General features: G+C 61.2%; 1 protein-coding gene. It reads left to right on the top strand.

Annotation, left to right across the window (positions count from 1 at the left end):
- Nucleotides 1-598 (top strand): zinc-binding dehydrogenase (locus ACNAZA_RS22365; protein ID WP_415798692.1); only part of this gene is annotated, 598 nt, incomplete at both ends.

Genomic DNA, 598 nt, shown 5'->3' with positions numbered 1-598 from the left:
CGGCGCGCTCAATACGCTGGGTGCCTATGCGACAGAGCGTCTGATTTCTGCCGCCCCTCTGATTCGCCTGCCCGACAACATCAGCTTTGAAACCGCTGCCGCGATCACCATGCGCGGTCTGACGGCTGCTTATCTGATGCGCCGCATCTGGGATTTCAAAAAGGGCGACACCATTTTGCTGCACGCAGCCGCTGGTGGCGTGGGCATGCTGGTGTCGCAATGGGCCAAGCTCGAAGGTCTGAATGTGATCGGTACGGTTTCCAGCGATGCCAAGGCCGAAGTGGCCAAGGCCAACGGCTGCGTTCACACCATCAACTACAGCCATGAAGATGTGGCCAAGCGCGTGCGTGAACTGACGAACGGCGTGGGCGTGAATGCCGTGTTCGACAGCGTGGGCAAGGACACGTTTGAAGGCTCGCTCAACAGCCTGAAGACACGCGGCCTGATGGTTTGCCTGGGCACGGCTTCCGGTTCGATCCCTCCGTTCAATCCGCAGATCCTGGCCGGCAAGGGCTCGCTGTTCCTGACCCGTCCCGCCTCGGCGCACTACATTGCCGACCCTGTCGAGCGTGCAGAGCTGGCCAACGAGCTGTTCAGC

Origin of the sequence: Comamonas aquatilis, from assembly GCF_965139575.1 — a bacterium.
Lineage (GTDB): Bacteria > Pseudomonadota > Gammaproteobacteria > Burkholderiales > Burkholderiaceae_C > Comamonas > Comamonas aquatilis.
Note: the sequence above shows the minus strand (reverse complement) of the source record. Positions and strands in the feature narration are given on the sequence as shown.